The sequence below is a fragment of the Flavobacterium taihuense genome (assembly GCF_019351435.1).
Lineage (GTDB): Bacteria > Bacteroidota > Bacteroidia > Flavobacteriales > Flavobacteriaceae > Flavobacterium > Flavobacterium taihuense.
Genome location: NZ_JAHWYN010000009.1, coordinates 91,644 through 111,515, shown reverse-complemented (window position 1 = coordinate 111,515; position 19,872 = coordinate 91,644). Strand labels below are relative to the sequence as shown.

Here is a 19,872-nt window from a genome sequence, read left to right as displayed (position 1 = left end):
ATTCGATTTTTAGATGGTTCGAGAACTCGAAAAATCTAACGATCTAATATTCGAAAAATCTAAAAAGAAAACATGGAAAAAGTAAAAGCCAAAAAACACCTCGGACAACATTTTTTGAAGGATGAAAGTATTGCAAAAGATATTGCTGATACCTTGAATTTAGTAGGATACGAGGATGTATTAGAAATAGGACCGGGAATGGGCGTTTTGACCAAATATATGTTAGACAAGCCCATCAATACTTATGTAATCGAAATTGATGACGAGTCAGTGACTTATTTGGATGCCAATTATCCAAAACTTAAAGACAAAATCATTTCTAAAGATTTCTTGAAATACGATATTAATGAAGTTTTTAAGGGGAAGCAATTTGCCATAATTGGTAATTTTCCGTACAATATTTCGACCCAGATCGTTTTCAAAGCATTGGAATACCGCAATCAGATTCCTGAATTTGCAGGAATGTTCCAAAAAGAAGTAGCAGAACGTATCTGCGAAAAAAAGGGAACAAAAGCGTATGGAATCCTATCGGTTTTGGTGCAGGCTTTTTACAATGCAGAATATTTATTTACTGTAGATGAAAATGTGTTTAATCCTCCCCCCAAAGTGAAGTCGGGTGTACTGCGTTTGCGCAGGAAAGATGACTTTAGTTTGCCTTGCGGAGAAAAATTGTTTTTTACTGTTGTAAAAACGGCCTTTCAACAACGCAGAAAGACTTTGAGGAACAGCTTAAAAACCCTAAATTTGTCCGACATTTTGAGAGAGGACGAGGTTTTTAATCTTAGACCGGAACAATTAGATTACTCAGAATTTATAGCATTGACCCAAAAAATAGAAGCCGATGGAATTTAAAATCAGTAAAGAGCTTATTAAACAAATAGCTCAACTCATCCAAGCTAAGAATAATCACGAGTTGGAGATTTTGTTGAATGATATGCATCACGCTGATTTTGCAGAAATTCTTGACGAGATTGATATAGATGAAGCTACTTATATTTTTAAGGTATTAGATAGTGAAAAAACGGCCGAAATTCTTCTGGAGTTAGAAGATGATTTACGGGAAAATATATTAAAAAGACTTTCGGCAAAAGAGATTGCCGAAGAGCTTGATGAATTAGAGACCAATGATGCCGCGGATATTATCGGGGAACTTTCGAAAGAAAAGAAAGCTGAGGTAATATCTGAATTGCAGGATGTTGAGCATGCCAAAGGAATTGTTGATTTGCTTCGTTATGATGAGGATACGGCAGGCGGAATCATGCACAAAGAGTTGGTTAAGGTCAATGAAAATTGGAATGTACTTACTTGCGTTAAAGAGATGCGTATCCAAGCTGAAAACATTTCGAGAGTTCATTCTATTTATGTGGTAGATGATGACGACCGTTTGAAAGGACGATTGTCGCTCAAGGATTTATTGAGCACTTCTACACGAACACCAATTAGTGATGTTTATATCAAGAAACTGCACTTTGTAGATGTAGAAACTCCCGATGTAGATGTGGCTAGGATCATGGAAAAATACGATTTGGAAGCAATTCCGGTTGTTGATGAGTTGGGACGATTAGTGGGACGAATCACGATTGATGATGTTATTGATGTCATCAAAGATGAAATAGAAAAAAGAGATACCGAAGATATTCAGAAATTTGGGGGTTTAGAGGCACTCGACTTGCCTTATGTGCAAACCCGACTTTTTGAAATGGTAAAAAAAAGGGCCACTTGGCTTGTTGTACTTTTTCTCGGAGAAATGTTTACCGCTTCGGCGATGGGATTTTTTGAAGGTGAAATAGATAAAGCAATTGTTCTTACATTATTCATTCCATTGATTATATCTAGTGGAGGGAATTCAGGTTCGCAGGCGGCAACTTTAATTATTCGTGCGATGGCATTAAAGGAGTTGACGTTGAGAGACTGGTGGTATGTAATGAAAAAAGAAATTGCTTCTGGTTTTTTATTGGGCTCTATACTTGGAATTGTTGGTTTTATCAGAATCTTGGTCTGGCAAACATTAAACTTTCATGATTATGGAATTTACTGGTTTTTTATTGCAATGACCGTTTCTGTTTCTTTGGTTTTTATCGTTTTGTGGGGAACACTTTCAGGCTCTATGATTCCTTTTGTGCTAAAAAAATTCAAATTAGATCCAGCAACATCGTCAGCTCCATTCGTTGCTACTTTGGTAGATGTGACGGGGCTAATTATTTACTTTTCGATAGCCATGCTTTTCTTGAAAGGCAAATTATTATAAAAAAACAGAATAAAAGTTAACCAAAAAAACAACCAAAAACAACCAAATGAAAGTACATATTATAGGCGGCGGAAACCTTGGAGCTTCCATCGCAATAGGAATTGCAAAATTCACCACTAATAATCAAGTAACTGTAACCAGACGTAACATTGCACCTATTTCACATTTAGAGGATTTAGGAATTACCATTACTACAGATAATAAACACAATATTCAAGATGCTGATGTTATCATCCTGACTATAAAACCGTATCAGGTAGATACCGTTTTGGCCGAGATATTACCAGCGATTTCAAACAAAGTTATTGCATCAGCCGTAAGCGGACTATCGATAGAAAATTTACAGAACAAAATAGGGGATAATCATAGTGCTGTTCGCATTATGCCTAATATTGCTGCACAATTTGGCGCATCGGCCACTTGTATCGCTTTTAATGAAAAAAACAAAGCCCAAGCCCAAGCAACTGTAGCGCTTTTTCAAGGATTAGGAACTGCACCTATTATTGACGAAAAATTAATGGATGCGGCTACCGTACTTGCGGCAAGCGGGACAGCTTTTGCCTTGCGTTACATCCGTGCGTCCATGCAAGCGGGAATCGAAATTGGATTTGACTGGCAAACTGCTTTGGCCATATCAGCCCAAACCGTAAAAGGTGCTGCCGAAATGCTACTCGAAGAAAAAGGACATCCAGAACAATTAATCGACCGCGTAACCACACCTCAAGGATGTACCATCGCAGGCTTAAACGAAATGGAATTGCATGGTTTTAGTTCTTCCTTAATCAAAGGAATCAAAACTTCTCTAAAACAAATTAAAGGATAAAGCATATTTTGGGCGTGCCACCATAAAGAAAATGGGCTAACTCATCGCTATGGTGAGTTAGCCCATTTTCTTTATGCTGTCGGGCTATCCGCGCTACTTCGGTAGCTAGCTTCTATCCCTCACGTATTTTGCAAGACCTTTAGTCAAAAGAGAAAGTTGATGTTAAGAACCAAAATGCATCTAATGATTGGTGTTGTTAATATGTATATTTGATTCTCTTAATTTCAAAACATTTGGAGTTGCTTAATAATCAAAAAAATGAAACGAATAACTGTATTCTGTGGATCCAGTTCTGGAACCGAAGAAATCTATACTACTCAAGCAACTTTGCTTGGACAAACCTTAGCCAAACGAAACATTGAATTAGTGTATGGTGGTGCCAACGTTGGACTTATGGGAGCCGTTGCTGATGGCGTTTTGAACGAAGGCGGAAAAGCAATCGGCGTGTTGCCTAACTTTTTGAGGTCAAAAGAAATTGCTCATAAACAACTAACGGAATTGATTTTAGTCGGCACCATGCACGAACGAAAATCCAAAATGAATGACCTTTGTGACGGTGTAATTGCCTTGCCGGGCGGATTTGGAACGCTAGATGAACTATTCGAAATGCTGACTTGGGCACAACTGGGATTACATAAAAAACCAATTGCGATTTTAAACGTCGATGGTTATTATGATGCTTTAATTGATTTTGTGCACACGATGGTTAACAAAGGACTTTTGAAAGAAGTAAACCAACAAATGCTTTTGGTAAGCGACTCGATTGATGAACTGTTGGACAAAATGGAAAATTATGTTGCACCAACGGTGGGAAAATGGATTGATAAAGAAAATATTTAAAATTAGCTATCCACTTCGTCAAGCTACAGAATTTTTGTAGTTATTTAAAACAACGATTTAATATTTTAAAGAAATGAAATACGTACTGTCTGTTATTTTTTTGTTCCATTTTACTTTTAGCAACGCGCAACAAAACTTAGTTAAATATGTAAAACCGATTATTGGCACTGAAAAAATGGGGCATACGTATCCCGGAGCAACTGTTCCGTTTGGAGCGGTACAATTAAGTCCGGAAACCGATACAATTTCGTATGAGTTGAACGGGAAATACAATGGAGAAGTGTATAAGTATTGCGCAGGATACAAATACGAAGACAAAACGATTGTTGGTTTCAGTCACACCCATTTAAACGGGACGGGACATTCTGATTTGGGTGGTAATGATGATTGCGGACAAATGAGCGCTTGGTATATTTTTTCGTCTTTAGGATTTTATCCGGTTGCCCCGGGTTCAAATGAATATGCTATTGGTTCTCCTTTGGTAAATAATGCGGTATTGACTTTAGAAAACGGAAAACATTTACTGTTGAGGCAATTAACCAAAAAGACAATAATGTATATGTTCAAAAAATCCTGCTAAATGGAAAGCCTTTACCAACGTTGTTCATAAACCATAGCGACATTATATCCGGAAGTAAATTGACATTTTTCATGGGATCAAAACCTAAAAAATAATATTGTTGACGTTTTTATTGAATCTACTGAAATATTTATCGGAGATTTGCAACGAAATTATATTTCCTCTTGGGGATTTTTGTTTACATTTAAATTTTTAGAAAAAGATTTTTGAATAGGGACGTTTTAATGGTTTATTCCGAAGTTTTCGAGAGCCAAGAAGTCCATGAAAATTGATTAAAATCAATCAAAATGAAGAAAGATACCGTTTCGATACCCTTAGTGTCAATTGTTGAAAATTCAGTACCCGATCCCCGAATTAAGATTGCCAATTTTGCTCCCAATCCAAAATCGCGTTTGGATTCTATGGAAGAGAAGTGGAAACCCATTTATGATTCCAGTATTCCCTACAGAGACTTGACCAATCTTGCGACAAAAAAGGAAAGTTACACCAAACTTATTGATAAACTGGATGTTGAGAATAGCATTCGATACCAAAGAACAATTGAAGATACGTATTGCAATGTCTATACTTTTGATTATTGCTATTTTTCCAACGTCTATGTTCCAACGATTTGGTGGACACAGGAAGCACTTCAAAAAATAGTAGACGGAGAAGATCTAGAAGTGATTTACGGGGAAACCGTAGATCATATTTATTCCAGTGCCATTCACGATTGGTTTTTACAATGGGGAGCTAGTTTTGGTTGGAAAAGGATGTTTTCAGTCGATGAAATGCAATCTCAAGTGAATACCAATGGCGGAATTGGAATCATTTGCGCCAAAAGAAGAGAAAGGGGACTTTCTGGACATATCGTTCCCGTTGTACCCGAAACGGATTTGCATCAGGCGTATCGAGAAAATGGAGTGGTCCTATATCCACTGCAATCACAAGCTGGGAAAATCAATTACAATTACTTTTCGGAGGTTCGAAAAGATTGGTGGAATGACGAGTTATACTCCTCTTTTGTGTTTTACTACCACGATTAAATCCAATTGATTAATCTGACAACTCAAATATTTTGTGTTATTATTGATTTTCAACGAATTAACTACTTGGAAATACGATAATAATGAAGTACTTTTGCAACTTGGAAAAAACAAGGATAGCAAAAGTTGTATTTAGGCTATTCATTTACTTAAATTATTGATATAAAAGTGATTAATGACAATAGTAATTTTATAACCCCATTATAAGGTTTTACTTTTTTATCAATCGTTCAGTCCATACAAAGGCAAAATTTCTGAGACCACAATAGAATTTCTTACAATTTAAAAGTAAAAGAAAACTTTTTTAATGGATGAAACAATTATGTTTAGGCCATTAGAGGATTTTTGTCTCTGATTTATAGTGGATTAAATTTGTGTTTTCGAATAAAAAATAAAGATTAAAAAAAATCAGCAAACCAAAAAAAAAGAAAATTAGTATAAATGAAAGACAATCAGACAAAAAAATATTATTGGGGAATAGGATTAGAAAACGAAACCTACATGCAATTTGAAGAATCCCTAATAGTTTCTGGTGAGTTTATACAAGAGAAAATTGGTTTTGAGAAATACAGTATTGATTATAGAAAATGCTACAAACCAGACAGCATCGCTCCTATGCTGAAAAAAGCTTTTGGCTTGAATGAAAACTACAAAGTGAGCCGAATGATTAATAGTCATTCACTTGAAAAGTTGGATATCAACTATCAGCACAAAATGTTGTCGCCATTAAAACCATTTGTTGGTGCAGAAACTGCTGAGGTGAGCGCACAACCACTTGAAAATCCTGAATATCTTGGAAAATCAATAATGGAACTTTTCCTTGAGGATCAGCCGTACAACATTCAAAGTATGATTACCCAAAGAAACAAAACGATGGGATCGGTGCATTTTGATGGTGATTCTATTGAATTTGTAACCAAATATTTTGAAAACAGAACGATAGCTGATTCCTGCAAAGAATTAAAAGCCACCAAAAAGCTATTTCTGGATAAAATCAATGAGTCATCTGTTTTGAATGGAAAATTGAGTTTTCCAGATTATAATAACGGTCTGAATATGTTCATGACCAATCAGGAAAACCTTGTTTTATTTAATAATGGAACCTATCATTTTCATATTACGTTGCCTTCATTAACGGAAGACAGCAGAATTGTAGATTACAATGATTTTGATAAAACACACGCCAATGCCATTTATTTGTTGCAATGGTTTGAACCTTTTTTCATAGCAACGCTTGGAAGTCCCGATATTATGGGCGTGATAAGTGATAAATACAGTTTGGACAAAAAATTTACTTTGGGTTCTATGCGAAATGCAATGTCTCGTTACATAGGTGTAGGAACTTTTAACAAAGAGATGCCAAAAGGTAAAATTTTGACCTACAAAGTAGATGATTTTAGAAAATTACTAAAATTTGAAAAAGAGGAAAATATTTGGTGGAGAGATCAGATTGAAGCTGAAATGGAATATGAAATGCTTTCGGAATTAGGACTTGATTTTAATCAGGAAAAAATGTACCAAAGTGGTTTTGAAATGAGAAGTTTTGATGAATTTCCGGCAGAGTATCTGAATGATGTTCTTTTTTCTATTATTCTAATCTGTGAACATTCTCTAAATCTTCCTAATGTTCAATGGGGACATGACAGTGTGGTTTGGAATAATTTGGTTTTTAAAACCTTGAAAATGGGTTATTTAGCCGAAATTAATGAAGATGAAAAGAAAACGGTTTTGGATTTATTGCAAATATTAGATCCGTCAGACAGTAATTACGATACACTGAAATCCGAATTTGGGTCAATTGTAATGCTTGATGAATTTTTCTTCAAAATATTGGCTGTTTTGCACGAAAAGTACAAGGACAACAACATTTGTTTGGATTCTATGTACGGACAAAAAACAAGTTTTCCTCCAAAATGGGATAACTTCAACAAATACCAAACTGAGAGACATTTGCAACAAATAGGGTCTTTCTGCGAGAATTAGATCTTTTTTAGGACAGAATCCAACTTTCTTAAAATGAACGGTCAAATCCATCAATGAATTTTCGCATCGTATATTGTTTCGCATACGTGTCGTAATAACCCATGATATAATAGTTTTTGTATCGAATGATGCTTGGAAAAAGTACTTCGAAGTGCTCCTCTCTAAAGCGAGAAATGAAATCTATGGCAAGTGGATCCTGTTCTTGTTTGCTGTGTTGTAATTTTTTGTCGAATACACTTTCGAAGTAAACGGTTGTTGGTCCCGTATAATTCAGTAATTCATATGCGATATCTGTAAAATTCCCTGAGACTGAGGCGTTAATTCCTGTGGAAAGATCATAATTGCTTTGGCCTTCATTAGTTCCTCCTAGAGTGATTAAAATACTTTTAGGCGTTTTGTAAACAGTTAACCCCACATTCAAAAATAACATTCGTTGCAAAAACTTGGCGGTGTTTTTTATCTCTTTGGGTTTTTGCCCACTCATTTGAACCCATAAAGGAGAGTTTTTAAAAAGAATCGTGTCGGTTTTTGGAACTAGAATATTTTTGATAGTTTCGCCAGATTGATACTCCTTTATTTCAAAGATCAACTCGTCTTCGTTGGTGGTCAATTGGTAGATTTTATTTTCGTGATAATACGAATTAGACAATCCTGTTTGTTTTTTGGTTGCGGGCTGTGGAAACTTCTTTTCCTGTATTTCAAAGGTGCTTAAATCAATGTCAAAGACTTGTGTTTCCTTATAATTATGGTCCAAAGTAATAAGCAGTCTGTTTTTTAAGACGTATAGTTTTGTTTTTTGAGTGCCTTTGAACAATGGATTGAATTGATTGGTTTCCATTTTTTCGATTGGACAAACTTCTAAAATCTGATTTAATGTCAAGGCCTCAGTTTTTTTATTTTCAAATTTAAAAGAAGTGAAATCAAGTGTTTTTTCTTCTTTATTACCATTCTTAAAAATATACAACATTAATTTTGGACTTAAATCTTTTTGCGAAAGGATATAAAATGTATTATTTTCTTGAAATGATGTGACAATACTTTCTTTAGAAAATTGAATATCAAAGTTAGACGCAACGGTGGTCTTGGTGTTCAAGTCATATTGAACGGCCATTATTTTTTTTAAATCTTCGGATGACCAATACAAAGTTGGGTTTTCTTCATTATTGAAACTATATCCCGCTAATAGTTTATAAGTAAGATCAGGTCTTGGTAGTGAATATTGATTGGACAGAAACAAAGCGCTATTGTATTTTAGTATCGTAAGCGTTTCTTTGTCGGATGCAAATACAAATACATCATGTGTATTGGTATTTTCTGCATTTATGATTTGTTTGTATTCTTTGGATTTTTTGAGTTCCAACGGAAAAGTGGTCAATATCGTTTGACTTAAAAGAAAATTACATTGAATTAGAATCAAAAAAGCGATTAATTTTTTCATCGGTTCAGGACTTACTGCTATTGTTATTTCGTTTAAAAGAATCCAAAACAAGGAAGGTGTTTATCTCTGAGATCTATTTATTGATTCATTATTTCTTGAAAATAGTCCACCATTTGACCTACATGCATGGCGTCCATCAATCCGTGGTGAACGTGAATAGACATGGGCATAGTTCTTTTTCCATTTCGATCAATTGTCATTTTTCCAAAAGAAATTTTGGGACAACTGTCTGGAAATGTCATGCTGCGGGCATGAGAAAGTGAAGTGAATTTTAACCAAGGTATGGCCGAAAAGTGAATCAGATTCTCCGCATTAAATTCACGGGTAAATAAACCAGTTGTATTTTGAATGCGTTCAATCTCTGCCAATGCGGTTTCTTCAAAAATTTGATAATCGGGATGGTATTCAATTAAAGAGAATCCAAAAGTGCCATCAGCTCTACTTATAGTTGCCGATCCATCAATTCGATCATGAACATAGACATGTGTATTTAAAATTCGGTATCTAAAATTCTCAAATGCATTTACGGCGGTCAAGGTTTTGTGTAAATAATAAATAAAAAAGGAGGTATTTAAGAATTTAGAATTTATGTAAGCTTTCGAACAATCTATATCAACTGTTACACCAAAGAAAGGTTCTTGCATTTGTTTAAAGAAAAGAAAATGTTCTTTTCTATTCCAATCGTCGATGTCTAAAAGCGTTTTCATTTTTTAGTGTTTATGTGAGTTCAATATGTTAGTTATTCAAGCTTTTTTACCGAAACGTGTCTAAATTTAAAACCTAGCTAAAATACTAAATAAAAAGCATTTTAACTAGGTTCAATTTATAAAAAAAACGATTTTAAACGTCCAATAACTTTAACACTTCTGTTATTTTTTCGAAGGCCTGAAAGTTTTTATGTTCTACTTTATGGTCGATTTTTTCATGAGCCCAAGTGGTGTGAAACGGAATATGCACAGCGTGACCGCCAATGGCCAAAACGGGTAAAACATCAGATTTTAATGAGTTTCCAATCATAAAAAATTCCTTTGATTGAATCTCCAAGCGTTTGATCAAATCCGAATAATCCACTTCTTGTTTGTCTGACATCACCTCGATATGGTGAAAATAATGCCCCAAACCTGAATTGTGCAGTTTTCGGCGTTGGTCCAATAAGTCGCCTTTGGTGGCAACCACCAATTTGTATTTTCCATGCAAAGTTTTCAACGTTTCCTCAACTCCGTCTAATAAAACTACTGGTTTTTCAAGTAGTTCTTTTCCGTATTGGATGATTTTTTCGATAATTTCAATCGGAATTGTATTGTTCGAAATTTTCATCGCCGCCTCTATCATCGAAAGAATATAGCCTTTGATTCCATAACCGTACAATTTAAGATTATCGATTTCAATCTTGAATAACTCCTTCGAAATTCCTTGATGCGACAAATAGTCTTCCATCAAACCACAGAATTTTTTCTCGGTTTCATCAAAATAGGTTTCGTTGATCCATAAGGTATCATCGGCATCGAAGGCAATTACTTTTAGGTTCATTGTTTTTGTTTATTTAAACACAGATTTCACAAATTAATCTGTGAGAATTTGTGAAATCTGTGTTGCTCTTTTTCTAATTTATCGTTTCTCCATTCGCGACACCATCTACATCAGGATTCACAAAAACCAATTTTCCTTCGGTATTGGTGGTCATCAAAATCATTCCTTGACTTTCTACTCCACGAAGGTTTCTTGGTGCCAGATTCACGAGAACAGTCACTCGTTTTCCAATAATGTCTTCCGGTTTGAAGCTTTCTGCAATTCCGGAAACGATCGTGCGAACGTCAATTCCAGTGTCAACTTTCAAAATCAAAAGTTTGTTGGCTTTCGGCATTTTCTCCGCTTCCAGAATCGTTCCCACACGAATATCCATTTTTGCAAAATCCTCAAATAGGATCAAGTCTTTCTGTGGCTCGGCTACTTTATTCTCAGCTTTGTTGGCGGTTTTTGTCGCCTCCAACTTATCTATTTGTTTTTGAATTTCCTCGTCTTCAATTTTAGAGAACAATAATTCAGCTTCTCCAATTTGATGCCCTGCAGGCAATAAATCTGAACTGTCTGTAATGGTTTTCCAGTCTAATGGCGATTCAATTTTTAAGATTCTTGATAGTTTTGTAGCAGTAAATGGCAGGAAAGGCTCACAAAGTGAACTCAAAGTAGCAGCAATTTGCAAGGCAACATACATTTGGGTTTGTACGCGGGCTGGATCAGTTTTTACCATTTTCCAAGGCTCTTCGTCAGCCAAATATTTGTTTCCAAGTCTGGCAACATTCATCATTTCGCCAAGGGCTTCTCTAAATCTATATCTTTCCAATGAACTTGAAATCACGGCTGGATAGGCTTTCAATTCGGTCAAAGTCGCTTCGTCAACTTTTGATAATTCATTCGGTTGAGGTACGATTCCGTTGTAATATTTATTGGTTAAAACTACCACACGATTAATGAAATTCCCATAAATTGCAACCAATTCGTTGTTATTTCTGGCCTGAAAATCTTTCCAGGTAAAATCATTATCTTTAGTTTCGGGTGCGTTTGAAGTCAAAGCATAACGCAAAACGTCTTGTTGGTTTGGAAATTCTTCCAAGTATTCGTGCAACCAAACTGCCCAATTTTTAGAAGTCGATAATTTGTTTCCTTCTAAGTTCAGGAACTCATTGGCAGGCACATTGTCGGGCAGGATATAACTTCCTTCAGCTTTTAGCATCGCTGGGAAAATTACGCAGTGAAAAACAATATTGTCTTTCCCGATGAAGTGAACCAGCTTCGTATCTTGATCTTTCCAATATGGTTTCCAGTCTTTTCCTTCGCGTAGAGCCCATTCTTTGGTCGATGAGATGTATCCAATTGGCGCATCAAACCATACATATAATTTTTTCCCTTCTGCGCCTTCTACCGGCACGTCAATTCCCCAATCCAAGTCACGGGTTACCGCGCGAGGTTCTAGTCCCCCATCGATCCAAGATTTCACTTGTCCGTAAACATTCGGTTTCCAGTCGTTTTTATGCCCAACGAGAATCCACTCGTTTAAGAAATCGGAGTAACGATCCAAAGGCAAAAACCAGTGTTTCGTAGATTTCAAAATGGGAGTTTCGCCTGTAATGGTCGATTTTGGGTTGATTAAATCAGTTGCATTCAGCGTAGAACCACATTTTTCGCATTGGTCGCCATAGGCTTCTTCGTTGCCACATTTTGGACAAGTTCCTACCACAAAACGGTCTGCTAAAAACTGATCCGCTTTCGCATCATACAATTGTTCTGTCACTTCTTCAATAAAATCACCTTTGTCATATAGGGTTCTAAAAAATTCCGAAGCGGTATCGTGATGAATTTTAGCCGAAGTTCTGGAATAATTGTCAAATGAAATACCGAAATCAGAGAATGATTTTCGAATAATTCCATCATATTTATCAATTACTTCCTGTGGCGTAATCCCTTCTTTTTTAGCTTTCATCGAAATGGCAACCCCATGTTCATCGCTTCCGCAAACAAACAAAACGTCTCTTCCCTGCAAACGTAAGTAACGGGAATAAATGTCCGAAGGCACGTAAACCCCCGCCAAATGCCCAATGTGTATAGGCCCGTTTGTATAAGGCAATGCCGCCGTAATCGTATATCTTTTTGGATTCTGTAACATAATTCAGTTTAATTTGTTGCAAAAATAAGCAATTATTTATTGTCATCCTGAGTGAAATCGAAGGATTAGGTGGTAATCAAAGGATGCGTTGTAAATATATTCACAGAATTTAGTTGCAAATAAAATGAAACGTAGTAATCGGGGTTTGGCATATCGTTTCATCCAACATCAGTCCTTACGCCACTATTTTATCTCGTCTTCTCGATTTTCAAAGCATAGTTGAATTTCTAAAATTCTACAAATCCGTAATAATGCAAATCAGATAAATAATTATATAACAGTTTTCATACACTCTAAAGCTAATTTAGCCATTATTAATTATAAATAAATAGAGCATGAAAACTAGAAGCATATTATTTGCATTAGCATTAAGTATCGGATTATTTGCAACGTCTTGTAATTCTAATGATGAAAACGAAGGAGACACATTAGCCCCCTTAGAAGGTAAATGGAATATTGTCAAAGTTGGAACGACGACTAGCAATGGAGCAGAAACATTGATGGATCCACCACAAAATGTAAGTGGCTGTAACCATGATTATATTGATCTAAAGATTAATAATACATTAATTTCAGGAGATTATGATTCGACCGTTAGTGCATGTCAACTAACAACCACGTCGGGAACTTATTCCAAAGGAGATAGTAAAGTAACACTTGTTGTAAATGGTATAAGTACTACTTATGATATTGTTAATCTAACACTTACTGAATTGAAATTAAAGAATGGTAACGCTATTTGGGTTTACACTAGATAACTAATTTATTTTGGTGTCTCTGCATCTTTTTGGATGTAGTATAAAAAAACGGGAATGACTTTTTAAAAGTCATTTCCGTTTTTATGCATATACGAATTATGCTTGCCTAAAATAATTTTTCAAACTCAGCAGGCATTTTGTTTATTGGTTTTATTTTAATGTTTTTGTAGAAGACTTCGCCAGCTTCACTTTGCAGTTGTATTTTTCCTTCGGTTAAAGGCTGAAATTTTTCACCATCAAAATAACGGGAATTCTGCAAAACCATAACCACTTTACCGTTGATGATGTGAAGACTTTTCCCTTCAAAACAAACCAACTCTATTTCTGTCCAATCGTTATTTGGCGTTTCAGCTCTCATTTTTCGCATGCAAAACCCAGTATTTTCGGTATGTGTGCCAAACGGAATAAATTGCTGGCTTTCGTCTGCCACAGCATTCATTCCTCCTTCCGGAAGATACGCCCGAATGTCGATAGCTGCATTGGCAATATTCCAATAATCGCCAAAATGGCCTTCCATTATTTGAAATTCCTGCGATAACATCCAAGCGCGCCAGTAGTCCACACCCGCTTTTCCCTGCGAATGATAGAGCACACCTGCATCCATGAGTTTATCTGTTCTTGGTTCCCATTTTTTGGTTCCAAATTTGACTTTGAGCTTCAAGCGGTAGTTTTTGAAGTTTTCTTTGGTAAAAACACAACCATAATATTCCCCGGTAACTTTAAGTACAGGGTCTTTGTTTTCTTGAATCACCGTAAACATATTGTTTACATTTTTATTATAACCAATTGGAGGAATTTCATTCCCGTTAGCATCAGTTGGAATTTTGCCGGAATATCCGTTCTGGTGTTTGTAGCTTAGATACATGTCCCATTTACTGAGGTTGTTGTCCAGCAGGTTTATCCAGCCATCTTCTGATGAGTTCGTGTTTTTAGTTGCTGAGGTCAAGCTAAAAAGAAGGGCAAGCGCTATTAGTGCTGAGTATTTTTTCATCTGGTAGTTTAATAATTGAAATAGAAATGATTTCTCAAATCTACTGAATAATGTTCAGGAGAGATTATGCTTTTTATTCAAAATCAGATATCATTTTTACATTTTATCTTTCTGGCGAATGCCATTACAAAAGGATTTGAAAACGTATTAAGAAATTTCTTTTTTGGGTTATAGGTACAGTTCACCTCGCATTGTAATTATAGATGATCCGCCAACCAATATATCATTTTCTCTATTCATAACTTCAATCAGTGAGGGCTGTTTTAATTTTACACCCTGCAGAATTTTATATTCTTTATTGGGGTGCGTATATTTCTTTTTTGTCAAGAGACCGATTAAGGGTCCTGCGGCCGTTCCTGTGGCGGGGTCTTCATTTATTCCAATTATTGGATTGAAAAACCGGGTCTCGGCTATGTTTTCTTGACCTTTATCGGAAAGTGTAAAACAATAAAATCCTTCAAATTTATATTCTTTTGAAATTTCAATCAAGAGTTTGTTGTCAGGAACGCAATCATTGAGTAATTGACTGTTCTTGATTGGGACCATAGTGTGAGCAACTTCTGTTTTGACGATTGTGGGAACAAAGTCATTACAGTCTAAATCCTCAATTTTTAGACCAAGTGCCACTGCTATTTTATAGGTAGGTATTTCCTCTTTAATCACAGCTGGTTTTTGATGCATTTGTACAATAGGATATTGAGTAATTGGGTCAAAACTTGCCGTTATTTTTATGGGAGAATGTTTCATTATAACAAAACGATCGGTTTCACTTTGCTCATGAAAAATGGGTATTTGTTTTAATAAAGCACCACAAACCGCCCCTAATAAATTGTGTCCCGCTCCTTCTATTTCGATTCCTGTAGGTGTAAACGAACGAACTGTCAATGCTTTTTGTGCCAAGGAATAATAAACAAATGATGTTTCAGAATATCCAAATTCTTTTGCAATATTTTGATATACCTCTAATTTCAAATTTCCGTTTGTAAAGACGACTGATAATGGGTTTCCTTTGTAGCTTTTATTCGAAAACACATCCAAAACGTAATATTCTAATGTAATCCTTTCTTCCATTTTAGGTCTTTTTTACTTTTTTTGAACAAATAAAGTTACTACTTGTCAGTGAATCAAAGCAATAATGGTGTAAATTTTAAGTTTTTTACAACGTTTTTTATCTCGGATATTAAATTTATTGCTTTTACAAGTCTTGAAATTCTCAATTTTTTCTTGTTTGGGTGTCATAATCCAATGGATCATTACTTTTTTTATATTTGTAAGCGAATTTAAAAAATTATAAATTATGGCAAAGGGACCTGAAAAAAATACTAAGAATAAGGCTTTGCATACCAAATTGCTAAATCGAAAGAAGACCAAACTTCAAGAAGAAAAAAAAGAAAAAGCATTGCGTTTGAAAGCTTTAGTTGTAAAAATGAATGAGAAAAAGAATAATATCGAATCTGATAGCATATAAATCAATTTGTATTTCTTTTCTGTTTTTATTTAACTGAAATTTGCAGCAAAGTATTTAAATAGTAAAAACATGGAATTCGGTAGAATAATAGTTTCAGAAACGGCCTTCAATAGTGAAAATCTTCAAGATTTAATTCACTCTAGTATATCAGTAATCAACTTAATGCGTGAAGAAGGCGTGAACGATGATTTAATTCATGAAGACGCTTTGATGAGTTATTATTTGGATTATTATTACTCGCAATATGTTACGGGAAACTTTGCGCAATTTGTACATCAATCTGGTTGGAATGCCGAATTAAATGAGCTGATTGAAGAGGGTTTGGCATTGATTGGTGCCTACAACCATTTGGAATTATTTCAACAGCTATCCAAAAGAGTAAAACTAATGAGCAGTGTAAAGCTCAATAAATTTCTGAAAGGAAAGATGGAAGGTGTAAACCCCACAAGAGATTTACTTATTAATGACACTTTTTTTGAAATAGAAGAAAACCTGGTTGCGTTGAATGCTGAATTTTTAAAAAACCACCCCGATTTCGAAGTGCTTTCGGTAGACGAAATGTTTGCCTCTTTAGAAGAATTTGTGGGGCACGAGATTAAAAGGGAATAGGTTAATTATTTCGCAAAGACACACAAAAAAAAGCCCAAAGATATACAAATAGTTCTGTAGAAATATAAACCTTTGTGCATCCCCTGTTTCTGTATTGTGCGTCTTAGTGTAATTCCTAATTCTTCACAAACTTCAATTTCTTTGTGCCAAAATCTGTCTCAACCTTCATAAAATAAACTCCAGAAGTCCAAGAGCTAATATCCCAAGAAGTTGCCGAATTGGTTGTTTTTATTTTTTGGCCTGACACATTGTAAAAGACTGTTTTATCAATTGTTATTCCGCTCGTAAGGTTGAGGGTAAGGATATCGTTTGTTTGATTTAGTGACAATTGTGCAGTCGTCAATTCAAAATTATTCCGCCCCAATGTTGCAGCGTTGCTTTTTGAAATAATATTTTTATTGGGATCGAAAATGATGCTTGTAATGGTAAAAGGCACATTTTCGGTAAAACTTTCCCCATTAACGGTGTTGTTCAAAACCAAATCCAATTGTTGACCACCTGTTCCAAAAACACGAATTGGTACTGGCATTTCAAAAAACGAAACCGAAGCGTCCGATTGTGTTTGATTGATAGTAAATTTGGCTTGGCCACCTCCTAAATTTTGGGCTTTAATATTATAAATAGGATAGCCCTGATTGTAAATCCAATCGTTAAAAAATTCTTCTAGACTACTGCCGTAGACCGCTTCCAAATGCGATTGTAAGTCGGGAGTTTTGGCATATTTATAGGCTAGACTGACATCTTTTAAATAATTTTTTACTCCTTGGAAAAATAAAGCATCACCCATTTTAAAACGTAGCATGTTCAACACCATGGCCCCTTTATTATAGGTTAATCTGGAACTGAAAATTCGATTGACATCCGTTAGCTCGGCATCGGTCAAATAGACAGCTCCATTTGTTTTGGAAGTAATGTTGCTAATCATTTTATTTTTTTCGGTTACAAAAGCTGTTTGACCATCAAAATTTTCAATAACCATAGCGGCTAGATAAGTGGCAAATCCTTCGTTGAGCCAAATGTCTTTCCAGCTGCCACATGTGATTTTGTCACCAAACCATTGATGCGCCATTTCGTGTGCAATAAGATCTCTTTCAAAACTTACCATAAATGAAACCGTGGTATGTTCCATTCCGCCACCCCAGCCAAATTGTGCGTGACCATATTTTTCGTTATGAAAAGGGTAAATCTCGAATAGATTTTCGTATAAATTTAGAATTAATGGGGTCTGATCCAGTTGCGTTTTGACTGCTGTTAATGTCTCTGGATAAATGTAGTTGATGATTGGATATTGGTTAGGAGCTGTGCCACCCATTTGATTGTAAACACTATAATTGGTTACCGCAATGGCAATTAAATAGGCCGGAATAGGATAGCCATGATGAAAATGGGTTGTTTTGTAGGGACCGCTGATGATTGGCATTGTAGTTTCTATGCCATTTGCAACGCTAATGTATTGGGATGGCGCCGTAATATAAACATCAATACTATCAGCTTTGTCATTCAAATCTTGCTTGCAGGGCCACCAATCGCGAGCGCCATAAGGCTCTGATAAAGTGTATAAAACCGGCGAACCATCGTGGACTGATGTAGTAAAGGCCTGTTCTCCATTTGCGGGAGCTCCAGCATAAGAAATGATAACTGTTGCCGAAGTTCCTGAATTGAGGCTGTTCGGAAGTGTAATAACCAATTCGTTATTGCTGTTTTGTGTAAAAGCTAATGGCAGTCCATCTTTGGTAACTGAGCTTACAATTAATTGATTTGTTAAATCGAATATTACCGTTGAAAGATTAGACAATGCAGTAAAAGTCGTCTTTACAACCCCAGATATGTAATAATTAACAGGATCTACGCTAAAACGAAGTTCATGATAGGTAATATCGTAGTTTTGAGTATTGGGATTGACACGCAAATTCATTTTTTTGCTGGCCATCTTCTGCTCGAGAACTGCAATATCTTGTGTTTGATTTTCTTTTTTTTGGGCGTGTCCCAAAAAAAACACTAACAATACTATCAAGAAGCAACTTTTTTTCATTTTAAATTTCATTTGAGTACCAAATATAGTTAATGATTTGGCTTTAATCATTCTGAGTTACTGATTTTTAAATTTTAAAGCTGTATCAGCATATGTATATATTCTTAAATATCAATGCTTTATTGTTAATTTTCAACAACATAAGCAAAAAATAAATACCTTTATGTTTATAAAATAGAAGCTTTTTTGTTTTTTATTTGCCCCAAGTTGTGTTTGATTGTTTAACATAAAAATGGATACATGCAAAAAATTACTATTTTAATTAGCGGGTTTTTACTTTTCTTTTTTAGTGTTGTTATGCTTGCTTTTTCAGCAAAGACAAATGAAAAGACTTCTTCTTTATTAAACTCTGTTGATCATTCACCATCAGAAATTCAAGATAGAAATTTAATTAAAGGGAATTGGCAAAAAGATGGTTCTGCAGTTGAATTGCATATTTCACGACTTCGTGATAATGGATTGCTAGAAGTGAATTATTTGAACTCGAAATTTATTTTTATTGAGAAAGCGGGTTGGACTAATTCTTCCGATGTATTGCGGTTATTTGTTGTATACAGGCAAGATGATAGTCCAGGCTATAGTTTATCGTTAAATTACGAGGCAGAAAAAGATTTACTGGTAGGAGCTTATGTTGATGGATCCAATAACAAAACCTATAATGTGACTTTCAAGAGAATTAAGTAAATTTATTTAGAATTATTAGGTTTTAAACCCAACAAAAAAGCCATCTGAGAAATCAGATGGCTTTTTGAAATATATTTAATGATGCTAAAGTTTGAAAGTAACTCCAAATTTTGCACCGCTAGTGCCTGTGTTTCCACCTAATTCTAGATTAATACCAAATTTATCGGTAAAGAAATAACGACCACCTACTTGAAGACCAAGACCTAAAGAAGTATTGTCCGGATGCGGGTTATTGTTATAATCATCATAATTCCAAATGTAATAGGTAAGGCTTGCACCAGCATAGAAATCAAATTTGCTTGGCATATCCAATATTCTGTTGAAATGGTAATTTCCATTAGCTCCGATTCCTATTGCAGTAGAATCGTAATTGTAATCATTTCCGCCATAATAATACGGATCATTATCTGTTTGAAAAGATAGTTGTCCTCCAAGTGTAAAATCTTTGGCAATTCCGTAATCAAGACCAAAATAGACAGGAACACCCCAGCCTGAAAGACCAACTCCTGCGTTTAGTTGTACTCCGCCTTCTTCAAGAGGAGCTTGTGCAAATATGCCAGTTGATATGAAACCAAAAGCGAATAATAGAATAATTTTTTTCATAAGTTAGTTTTTTAAGTACAACGCAAAAATATTATTTTATTATGGCTTTCCTTTTAATTTTGAGTAAAAAAGTCATATTTCAGTGAATTTTACAAATAAATACCATATTTGATTAAAATTTAATTT

General features: G+C 35.2%; 18 protein-coding genes and 2 pseudogenes. 12 read left to right on the top strand and 8 right to left on the bottom strand.

Going from position 1 to position 19,872, the window contains the following annotated elements; all coding sequences use genetic code 11:
• The first annotated feature begins 72 nt into the window (after window positions 1–72).
• The 8 genes and pseudogenes from rsmA to KZH69_RS11780 all read left to right on the top strand — a co-directional run bounded on the left by rsmA (window position 73) and on the right by KZH69_RS11780 (window position 7,499).
• Complete coding sequence (gene rsmA, locus KZH69_RS11815; RefSeq protein WP_219317660.1) at window positions 73–852, top strand: 16S rRNA (adenine(1518)-N(6)/adenine(1519)-N(6))-dimethyltransferase RsmA; 780 nt, start codon at window positions 73–75, stop codon at window positions 850–852.
• Complete coding sequence (mgtE, locus tag KZH69_RS11810; protein WP_219317659.1) at window positions 842–2,248, top strand: magnesium transporter; 1,407 nt, start codon at window positions 842–844, stop codon at window positions 2,246–2,248. The genes rsmA and mgtE overlap by 11 nt, the downstream gene beginning before the upstream one ends.
• A 46-nt stretch (window positions 2,249–2,294) precedes the next feature.
• Window positions 2,295–3,071 carry a pyrroline-5-carboxylate reductase gene (gene proC, locus KZH69_RS11805; RefSeq protein ID WP_219317658.1) on the top strand — a complete coding sequence of 259 codons (777 nt, stop codon included), beginning with the start codon at window positions 2,295–2,297 and terminating at the stop codon, window positions 3,069–3,071.
• 258 nt (window positions 3,072–3,329) lie between these two features.
• On the top strand, window positions 3,330–3,911 hold the full coding sequence (locus tag KZH69_RS11800; RefSeq protein ID WP_219317657.1) for an LOG family protein: 582 nt from the start codon (window positions 3,330–3,332) through the stop codon (window positions 3,909–3,911).
• A gap of 73 nt (window positions 3,912–3,984) precedes the next feature.
• Window positions 3,985–4,287 (top strand): annotated as a pseudogene (locus KZH69_RS20690) (glycoside hydrolase family 92 protein); the annotation flags it as partial.
• Window positions 4,282–4,586 (top strand): annotated as a pseudogene (locus tag KZH69_RS20685) (glycoside hydrolase domain-containing protein). The pseudogenes KZH69_RS20690 and KZH69_RS20685, both read left to right, overlap by 6 nt.
• Window positions 4,587–4,778: 192 nt before the next feature.
• Window positions 4,779–5,516, top strand: coding sequence for a hypothetical protein (locus KZH69_RS11785; protein ID WP_219317655.1), 738 nt, complete (start codon window positions 4,779–4,781; stop codon window positions 5,514–5,516).
• A 441-nt stretch (window positions 5,517–5,957) separates the two neighbouring features.
• Window positions 5,958–7,499, top strand: a complete 1,542-nt coding sequence (locus KZH69_RS11780) for a hypothetical protein (protein ID WP_219317653.1) — start codon at window positions 5,958–5,960, stop codon at window positions 7,497–7,499.
• Between the two features lie 28 nt (window positions 7,500–7,527).
• Here the strand turns inward: KZH69_RS11780 and KZH69_RS11775 are convergent, their stop codons facing one another.
• The 4 genes from KZH69_RS11775 to metG all read right to left on the bottom strand — a co-directional run bounded on the left by KZH69_RS11775 (window position 7,528) and on the right by metG (window position 12,601).
• Window positions 7,528–8,937: a hypothetical protein gene (locus KZH69_RS11775; protein WP_219317651.1), complete on the bottom strand. Its 1,410-nt coding sequence runs from the start codon at window positions 8,935–8,937 to the stop codon at window positions 7,528–7,530.
• A gap of 77 nt (window positions 8,938–9,014) precedes the next feature.
• Window positions 9,015–9,644, bottom strand: a complete 630-nt coding sequence (locus KZH69_RS11770) for a chloramphenicol acetyltransferase (protein ID WP_219317650.1) — start codon at window positions 9,642–9,644, stop codon at window positions 9,015–9,017.
• Between the two features lie 133 nt (window positions 9,645–9,777).
• Window positions 9,778–10,467 carry an HAD family hydrolase gene (locus tag KZH69_RS11765; protein WP_219317649.1) on the bottom strand — a complete coding sequence of 230 codons (690 nt, stop codon included), beginning with the start codon at window positions 10,465–10,467 and terminating at the stop codon, window positions 9,778–9,780.
• A gap of 73 nt (window positions 10,468–10,540) precedes the next feature.
• The gene (metG, locus tag KZH69_RS11760; RefSeq protein WP_219317648.1) at window positions 10,541–12,601 is read right to left on the bottom strand and encodes a methionine--tRNA ligase; all 2,061 of its coding nucleotides are present in this window, start codon (window positions 12,599–12,601) and stop codon (window positions 10,541–10,543) included.
• A 335-nt stretch (window positions 12,602–12,936) separates the two neighbouring features.
• Here metG and KZH69_RS11755 point away from each other — a divergent pair, with 335 nt between their 5' ends.
• The gene (locus KZH69_RS11755; RefSeq protein WP_219317647.1) at window positions 12,937–13,359 is read left to right on the top strand and encodes a lipocalin family protein; all 423 of its coding nucleotides are present in this window, start codon (window positions 12,937–12,939) and stop codon (window positions 13,357–13,359) included.
• Between the two features lie 106 nt (window positions 13,360–13,465).
• Here the strand turns inward: KZH69_RS11755 and KZH69_RS11750 are convergent, their stop codons facing one another.
• Together KZH69_RS11750 and KZH69_RS11745 are read right to left on the bottom strand one after the other, a co-directional pair.
• Entirely contained in the window at window positions 13,466–14,350 is an 885-nt protein-coding gene (locus KZH69_RS11750) for a 3-keto-disaccharide hydrolase (RefSeq protein ID WP_219317645.1), read from the bottom strand.
• 168 nt (window positions 14,351–14,518) lie between these two features.
• Window positions 14,519–15,421, bottom strand: coding sequence for a PhzF family phenazine biosynthesis protein (locus KZH69_RS11745; protein ID WP_219317643.1), 903 nt, complete (start codon window positions 15,419–15,421; stop codon window positions 14,519–14,521).
• 226 nt (window positions 15,422–15,647) lie between these two features.
• On the opposite strand from KZH69_RS11745, the gene KZH69_RS11740 reads away from it, so the two are divergent.
• Together KZH69_RS11740 and KZH69_RS11735 are read left to right on the top strand one after the other, a co-directional pair.
• On the top strand, window positions 15,648–15,818 hold the full coding sequence (locus KZH69_RS11740) for a hypothetical protein (protein ID WP_219317642.1): 171 nt from the start codon (window positions 15,648–15,650) through the stop codon (window positions 15,816–15,818).
• 69 nt (window positions 15,819–15,887) lie between these two features.
• Complete coding sequence (locus KZH69_RS11735) at window positions 15,888–16,427, top strand: DMP19 family protein (RefSeq protein WP_219317641.1); 540 nt, start codon at window positions 15,888–15,890, stop codon at window positions 16,425–16,427.
• A 115-nt stretch (window positions 16,428–16,542) separates the two neighbouring features.
• On the opposite strand, the gene KZH69_RS11730 is transcribed toward KZH69_RS11735, so the two are convergent.
• Window positions 16,543–18,459 (bottom strand): M1 family metallopeptidase, encoded by a 1,917-nt coding sequence (locus KZH69_RS11730; RefSeq protein ID WP_219317640.1) that lies wholly within the window; start codon window positions 18,457–18,459, stop codon window positions 16,543–16,545.
• A gap of 240 nt (window positions 18,460–18,699) precedes the next feature.
• Between KZH69_RS11730 and KZH69_RS11725 the strand changes: the two genes are divergently transcribed.
• Complete coding sequence (locus KZH69_RS11725) at window positions 18,700–19,143, top strand: hypothetical protein (RefSeq protein ID WP_219317638.1); 444 nt, start codon at window positions 18,700–18,702, stop codon at window positions 19,141–19,143.
• 84 nt (window positions 19,144–19,227) lie between these two features.
• Here the strand turns inward: KZH69_RS11725 and KZH69_RS11720 are convergent, their stop codons facing one another.
• Window positions 19,228–19,746: an outer membrane beta-barrel protein gene (locus tag KZH69_RS11720; protein ID WP_219317636.1), complete on the bottom strand. Its 519-nt coding sequence runs from the start codon at window positions 19,744–19,746 to the stop codon at window positions 19,228–19,230.
• Between the last annotated feature and the right edge of the window lie 126 nt (window positions 19,747–19,872).

What these genes read in the sequence shown, in the direction of transcription:
- KZH69_RS11770 (WP_219317650.1), bottom strand. Translation starts at nt 9,644, where the DNA reads ATGAAAACGCTTTTAGACATCGACGATTGGAATAGAAAAGAACATTTT.
- KZH69_RS11780 (WP_219317653.1), top strand. Translation starts at nt 5,958, where the DNA reads ATGAAAGACAATCAGACAAAAAAATATTATTGGGGAATAGGATTAGAA.
- KZH69_RS11725 (WP_219317638.1), top strand. Translation starts at nt 18,700, where the DNA reads ATGCAAAAAATTACTATTTTAATTAGCGGGTTTTTACTTTTCTTTTTT.
- KZH69_RS11755 (WP_219317647.1), top strand. Translation starts at nt 12,937, where the DNA reads ATGAAAACTAGAAGCATATTATTTGCATTAGCATTAAGTATCGGATTA.
- KZH69_RS11775 (WP_219317651.1), bottom strand. Translation starts at nt 8,937, where the DNA reads ATGAAAAAATTAATCGCTTTTTTGATTCTAATTCAATGTAATTTTCTT.
- mgtE (WP_219317659.1), top strand. Translation starts at nt 842, where the DNA reads ATGGAATTTAAAATCAGTAAAGAGCTTATTAAACAAATAGCTCAACTC.
- KZH69_RS11730 (WP_219317640.1), bottom strand. Translation starts at nt 18,459, where the DNA reads ATGAAAAAAAGTTGCTTCTTGATAGTATTGTTAGTGTTTTTTTTGGGA.
- metG (WP_219317648.1), bottom strand. Translation starts at nt 12,601, where the DNA reads ATGTTACAGAATCCAAAAAGATATACGATTACGGCGGCATTGCCTTAT.
- KZH69_RS11720 (WP_219317636.1), bottom strand. Translation starts at nt 19,746, where the DNA reads ATGAAAAAAATTATTCTATTATTCGCTTTTGGTTTCATATCAACTGGC.
- KZH69_RS11740 (WP_219317642.1), top strand. Translation starts at nt 15,648, where the DNA reads ATGGCAAAGGGACCTGAAAAAAATACTAAGAATAAGGCTTTGCATACC.
- proC (WP_219317658.1), top strand. Translation starts at nt 2,295, where the DNA reads ATGAAAGTACATATTATAGGCGGCGGAAACCTTGGAGCTTCCATCGCA.
- rsmA (WP_219317660.1), top strand. Translation starts at nt 73, where the DNA reads ATGGAAAAAGTAAAAGCCAAAAAACACCTCGGACAACATTTTTTGAAG.
- KZH69_RS11785 (WP_219317655.1), top strand. Translation starts at nt 4,779, where the DNA reads ATGAAGAAAGATACCGTTTCGATACCCTTAGTGTCAATTGTTGAAAAT.
- KZH69_RS11765 (WP_219317649.1), bottom strand. Translation starts at nt 10,467, where the DNA reads ATGAACCTAAAAGTAATTGCCTTCGATGCCGATGATACCTTATGGATC.
- KZH69_RS11735 (WP_219317641.1), top strand. Translation starts at nt 15,888, where the DNA reads ATGGAATTCGGTAGAATAATAGTTTCAGAAACGGCCTTCAATAGTGAA.
- KZH69_RS11745 (WP_219317643.1), bottom strand. Translation starts at nt 15,421, where the DNA reads ATGGAAGAAAGGATTACATTAGAATATTACGTTTTGGATGTGTTTTCG.
- KZH69_RS11800 (WP_219317657.1), top strand. Translation starts at nt 3,330, where the DNA reads ATGAAACGAATAACTGTATTCTGTGGATCCAGTTCTGGAACCGAAGAA.
- KZH69_RS11750 (WP_219317645.1), bottom strand. Translation starts at nt 14,350, where the DNA reads ATGAAAAAATACTCAGCACTAATAGCGCTTGCCCTTCTTTTTAGCTTG.